This is a genomic window from Acinetobacter sp. CIP 102136 (assembly GCF_000369685.1).
GTDB classification, from domain to species: Bacteria; Pseudomonadota; Gammaproteobacteria; order Pseudomonadales; family Moraxellaceae; genus Acinetobacter; species Acinetobacter fasciculus.
On the sequence record NZ_KB850154.1, the window covers coordinates 3,805 to 9,623 of the forward strand.

7 protein-coding genes and 1 pseudogene are annotated in these 5,819 nt (G+C 37.1%); 5 read left to right on the forward strand and 3 right to left on the reverse strand.

The genetic code is table 11. The annotated features are described in order from the left end of the window. On the forward strand, positions 1-1,455 hold a 1,455-nt coding region (gene tnpC / locus F893_RS16850; protein WP_005254574.1), incomplete at its 5' end, for an IS66 family transposase. Between the two features lie 32 nt (positions 1,456-1,487). On the opposite strand, the pseudogene F893_RS17765 reads toward tnpC, so the two are convergent. Beyond that, positions 1,488-1,589 (reverse strand): annotated as a pseudogene (locus F893_RS17765) (resolvase); the annotation flags it as partial. Between the two features lie 144 nt (positions 1,590-1,733). Between F893_RS17765 and F893_RS16855 the strand changes: the two are divergent. Next, on the forward strand, positions 1,734-2,702 hold the full coding sequence (locus F893_RS16855; protein ID WP_081398964.1) for an IS30 family transposase: 969 nt from the start codon (positions 1,734-1,736) through the stop codon (positions 2,700-2,702). A gap of 162 nt (positions 2,703-2,864) precedes the next feature. Here the strand turns inward: F893_RS16855 and F893_RS16860 are convergent, their stop codons facing one another. Both F893_RS16860 and F893_RS16865 read right to left on the reverse strand, forming a co-directional pair. Continuing rightward, positions 2,865-3,881, reverse strand: a complete 1,017-nt coding sequence (locus F893_RS16860; RefSeq protein WP_005254575.1) for a PDDEXK family nuclease — start codon at positions 3,879-3,881, stop codon at positions 2,865-2,867. Positions 3,882-3,976: 95 nt separating this feature from the next. Next, positions 3,977-4,312 (reverse strand): DUF6508 domain-containing protein, encoded by a 336-nt coding sequence (locus tag F893_RS16865; protein WP_005254576.1) that lies wholly within the window; start codon positions 4,310-4,312, stop codon positions 3,977-3,979. 404 nt (positions 4,313-4,716) lie between these two features. Here F893_RS16865 and F893_RS16870 point away from each other — a divergent pair, with 404 nt between their 5' ends. The 3 genes from F893_RS16870 to F893_RS18170 form a co-directional block, all read left to right on the forward strand. Next, a complete protein-coding gene (locus F893_RS16870) occupies positions 4,717-5,004 on the forward strand; it encodes a BrnT family toxin (RefSeq protein WP_005254577.1) in 288 nt (95 codons plus the stop codon). Then, positions 4,991-5,305, forward strand: coding sequence for a BrnA antitoxin family protein (locus F893_RS16875; RefSeq protein ID WP_005254584.1), 315 nt, complete (start codon positions 4,991-4,993; stop codon positions 5,303-5,305). Before F893_RS16870 ends, F893_RS16875 begins: the two co-directional genes overlap by 14 nt. A gap of 293 nt (positions 5,306-5,598) precedes the next feature. Next, positions 5,599-5,819: hypothetical protein (locus tag F893_RS18170; protein WP_005254587.1), on the forward strand; the 221-nt coding region annotated here is incomplete at its 3' end.

Consider the following 5,819-nt stretch of genomic DNA (forward strand, 5'->3'; position numbering starts at 1 on the left):
TCCATTCTCACGCAAAAATACGAGCATGAGCTCGCACTATTTAAACAGCACAAATTTGGCAGTAAAAACGAACATCTCACCGCAAAACAAATCCATCTGTGGGACGAAGCGGTTGAAGAGGATATCGCAGCAGTTGATTTGGAACTGGAGCGGCTGAATGCAGATAAAACCGATGCAGCGACAGAGAAAGCCACAGTCAACAAACCTAAACGTCGACTGCTGCCGGATCATCTACACACCATCCGTATTGAGCATGAACCTGCATCAACCCAATGCAGTTGTGGCTGCCAGTTACGTCGTATCGGCGAAGATATCAGTGAAAAACTGCATTTCAGACCGGCACAGTTCTATAAGGAACAGCATGTGCGTGGCAAATGGGTCTGTGATCAGTGTGACACCCTGACTCAGCAAGCGATGCCCGCCTATGTGATTGATAAAGGCATTGCTTCACCTGAACTGCTCAGCCATGTGCTGGTATCGAAGTATGCCGATCATTTGCCGCTGTACCGTCAGCGCCTGATCTATCAGCGGGCGGGCATTGATCTGTCCAGATCTACTTTATCTGACTGGATAGGTCGCTGCGGTGTAGAACTGGAGCCTCTGGCCAATGCCTTAAAAGAGGTGGTGCTGCAACAGCGGGTGATCCATGCCGATGAAACGCCGGTCACCATCATGCGGATGGGTGATGATGAGAAAAAACCGAAGAAAGGTTATGTCTGGGCCTATGCCACTACACAGTACAATCCAGTTCAAGCGGTGATCTATGACTTTCAGGATAGCCGTTCAGGTCAGCATGCAGAAGAGTTCCTGAATGGCTGGCAGGGCCATCTGGTCTGTGATGATTACAGTGGTTATAAAGCACGCTTTAAATCAGGCGATGTCATTGAGGTGGGCTGCATGGCGCATGCACGTCGTAAATTCCATGAGCTACATGTGACTGGGAAAAGTCAGATCGCTGAACAGGCATTACTGATGATTCAGAAACTGTATGCGATAGAAGCAGAACTCAGGAAAAAGACCGATAGTACAGCAGAACACCGCCGCGAATACCGACAACAGCACAGCCAACCGGTGATGCAACAACTGTATGAATGGCTCAACCAACATTATCTGACGGTGCCATCGAGTTCTCCAACCGCCAAGGCCATCAATTACAGTCTGAAGCGTTGGCCAGCCTTAAGCCGCTATCTGGATGATGGCAATCTACCCATTGACAATAACTGGGCAGAGAACTCTATGCGTCCCTGGGCATTGGGCCGTAAGAACTGGTTGTTTGCAGGTTCGCTGCGCAGTGGACAGCGAGCGGCAAATATCATGACTTTAATCCAGTCAGCAAAGCTGAATGGGTTGGATCCGTATGCCTATCTCAGTGATGTGCTGAAAAGGCTGCCGACGCATAAAGCGACCCAAATAGAAGAATTACTACCACATCGCTGGAAATCCAACTCAAATTAAAAAATAGGCATGGGGTTCAGCGGACGCTTACAATTCAAGTTTTGGTTTAGATCCTGAAGAATCTGCAAAGCCCTTTCTGCATCTTGATCTTTAGTTGAAGCTCGTAGATAAATACGTGTATTCATTTCTATCATTTAATCTTAATTCTATTAGATTAATGATAACACGGCAGAGTAAAACTTGAAGTGCGACATAAACCACCTAATTAATTTAAAGGGTTTATGGAGTATATAAAATTGTCATACCATCATCTTAACTTTGAAGATCGTACTGCATTAATGCTTGAGTCAAGAAAAGAAGGCTTTTCAGCCAGAAAATTTGCTGAACTCATTAAAAGACATCCTAGTACGATCTATCGTGAGCTTAAAAGAAATAGCATCAATGACGTTTATCAAGCTCAATATGCTTCTGATAACACCTTCGCTAGACGTAGACGTGGTCACAGAAAACTCAAAATCGATTCAATCCTCTGGAAATTTATTGTTGAAGCGATCCGTTGTTTATGGTCTCCTCAGCAAATAGCAAAGCGTTTAAAGACATTTCCTGATTTGGATCAAACAATGAATGTAAGCCATACAACGATTTATTCAACGATACGAGCATTACCAAAGGGTGAGTTGAAAAAAGACTTATTATCCTGTCTGCGTCATGAAAATAAAAAGCGAAAAGCTAACGGTGAACCTAAAAAAGATTCTATATTACAGGATATTAAAACTATTCATGAGCGCCCAGCCGAAGTTCAAGAAAGAAAAATACCGGGTCATTGGGAAGCTGATTTAATTAAAGGTAAAGACAATAAAAGTTCGATAGCAACACTTATTGAACGAAATACACGGCTCTGTATCTTGGCAACATTACCTGATGCAAAGGCAGAATCAGTGCGCAAGGCTTTAACTGAAGCTCTGAAATATTTACCTGCAGAACTGCGTAAAACGTTGACCTATGACCGTGGACGCGAGATGGCAGAACATAAAATACTTGAAGAAGATTTAGGCATAGATGTATATTTCTGTGACCCACATTCACCCTGGCAAAAAGGCACATGCGAAAATATGAATGGTTTAATTAGGCAATATTTACCTAAAGGGATTGATTTAAATCAGGCAGATCAGCATTATTTAAATCAAGTTGCCATGTCACTGAATACTCGTCCTAGAAAAGCGTTAGATTGGCTTACACCATTAGAGAAATTTGCTCAGCTTGTTGATTATCATAAGACTTTTCAAACTGTCGCACCTCATGTTTGAATTCGCCCACTATCATTTAATTATTACATTAAGTCTAATAATAGATATTGTATGCGATTTGGCTCGCTATCATTCAGCTATAGTCTTTTGATAAAAAAAGCATGACTAAAAGCCATGCCTTGGGAATTCGTATAACGTGTATTATGTTAATTTTAGGAACTCTTAACTATTGTCCTTAATTTCTATCTCATAATTAAGACTTCGCGCTTGATCTATAAATTCACCGATATTTCCAGATCCCCATTGATTTGAAATAGCGTAACAACCATCTTGAAAATTAAAAACTTCGGTTGGTTGAGAAAAATATCTCTTTTGACTTTTAATCTCATCAAATTTCTTATAAAAACGTCCGCTTCTTAACGTTTTAGGAAAATCATTATTTAGTGCTAAAAAGCTATTTATATTTTTTTCTTCAACGTGATGCTTTACTACAGCTAGTACTAAATTTCTTTTATTATATTCTTGACCATTAAATAGGTATTTAGAATAATCTCTTAAATATTTCTTATCAGAATTTCTTCGCTCTTCTGACTTTTGCTGTGCTTTGACTTGATAGTCTTTGGCTTCTGGAAGTGGAATAATTTGTTGAATATTCAGTAGAATTTCTTCTTTGTGCCTATATGGCTTGATACGAATACATGTAATATCTAAATCTCTATCATTCAACCACATAACGGATGTTGTTAACTCTTTTGAGAAATCAGCAGAAACCAAAATAATTTTGACATCATCACCAAAAGTACTTTCTATTTCTAGCAAATCTTTTCCAATAAACTCCTCAATTTCCTCTTGCGCATCTTCTTCTTTAAAATCTGGAAAACCATTTAAAGTTTTATATGTGGTGAATACTTTTACAAGATGTTCAAACGTCATGGTAGATATCATTGATGCATATCTTAGGGCTTGAAGCTCCATATGATCACCAGAATCTGTTCTTTTTAATTCAATAATTATTAAATTTGCATTTTGATCTATGGCTAATAAATCAATACGTTTGCGAGACTGATCCCATTCGGAATATTCTTCAGCAACAATTAAAACACCTGGAACAAGAACTTCAATATTTTGTTTTAAAGCTTGTTGGAGATCTTGCCTTTCTAATATTCCTTCTTGGCCAAAGGAAGTTTCTGAAATTTGCTTTATCTCCTTATTATTATGTTGAAATGTAAATAAACTCATAGGTTGCTCCAGTTTTAAAAAATATGTAGGTAAAAATTCAGACTTAATGTGAGTAAAAAATGGGAAAGTTTTATGAATATGCATGTATTTTATTTTTAATTAGAAATATCTTTATCTACTACCATAGATAGTTTTTTCAAGGCAGTAAGAATCAACCCTGATCTAATGCTATAAGATAAAGCACCATCAAAAAAACGATCATTCCGAATAGTCGATGTTAAATAAGCTAAAATAGTTTCTCTGTCAAAATTAGAAATAACTTCTTCATTAATATCAATGTATTGACTTAATACTTCCATATATTCAAAAACCATTTCATCATTCATAGCCTCGATGTATTTTTCTCTGACATCTTGTATAGATAGACTATTATCTTCCTTTATTTTCTGTAAATCAGGAATAAGTTCTAATAGATGAGCATATCTTTTCATTATATTTTCTTAAAGAATTAATGGCTTATGTAATTTACAATAAAATCATGGGTATATCACGGCTGGATCCTATAAAAATAAGTATATAACGTCAAATTATGTCGTACTAAGTATTAAATCTTTATTCAGTTACCGACCAAGAGGTTCAATCCTATATTTTCAAAGTACCCATTTAACATAATGGGCGTTATACGAAATTCATATTTTAAAAACATAAAAATCAAATACTTGTGTTATAGTGATAATGCTCGACGATGTCGAAAAGCTGACTTGGAAACAAGTCGGCTTTTTTATGAGCGGTTTTGATAGTTCTTGCCAAGAAATTTGACTAAGAATTACGCTTTTCAACTTGAGTGATACAATTTTGTGATACATTATTGTATATACAAATTTGAATGTTTTTTATGGAACAGTATTTCGAATGGGATGAGGCAAAGAATCGAAAGAATCAGAAAAAACATGATGTCTCTTTCGAAACTGCAAGCCTTGTTTTTGAAGATCCGCTGAGGATCTCAATCCAGGACAGACATACCAATGGTGAAGAACGTTGGCAAACCATTGGAAAAGTAAGAGGCGTACTAATGCTGTTAGTAGCTCACACCATCTTTGATGAAGATGACTGTGAAATCATACGAATCATTAGTGCAAGGCAAGTCACCAAGGCGGAGCGAGATAAATATGAGCACGGTTAGATACTCACGTAAAGAACTGAATGAAAAATTCAGCGACAAGCAAGATGCTGAAATTGAACGCTTGCTTGCTAAAGGGACGGGTCCTGATGATCAGCTAGATCTATCAGATATTCCTGAAATTACAGACTGGAGCAATGCTGTACGCCATAATCAATTCTATCGCCCAGTGAAGCAACAGACTTCCATCCGTTTAGATGCTGATGTACTTGCATGGTTTAAAGCTCAAGGCAAAGGCTATCAAACACGAATGAATGAAATTCTGCGTGAAGCAATGTTAGAAGATTTAAAAAATCATCGATAAAAATGGGAGCTTAGGCTCCAATTTTTTAATTTTAATAACATATATTAATTTTTTGGTTCTTAGTGAAATTTAACCATCGGTATAAAAACTCGTGTTAAATCTGATTTATCATGTATTCATTAATATCAAAAATATTGATAATTTATTATATAAAATTAAATACTTATAAAAAAAAGTTTTTTTAAAAAATACTCATTTTTTTAGTTAGATATTTACTATAATAAGTTGAAACGTAATGTAATACAAATAAACATTAATTACACATTAAATCCATAATGTAATTTAGGGTATCTATGCAATCAATGAATTTAACAAAGCTAAGTGCTGCTATTATTTTGGCACTAAGTACTGCTGCTTGTAGTAGTGGTGGAAGTCATTCAACAACATCTACTTCTCCAGTAATTACTGAACAGACTGCTGCTGAGAAGGCTGCTGCTGAAAAGGCTGCTGCTGAGAAGGCTGCTGCTGAAAAGGCTGCTGCTGAAAAGGCTGCCGCTGAGAAGGCTGCTGCTGA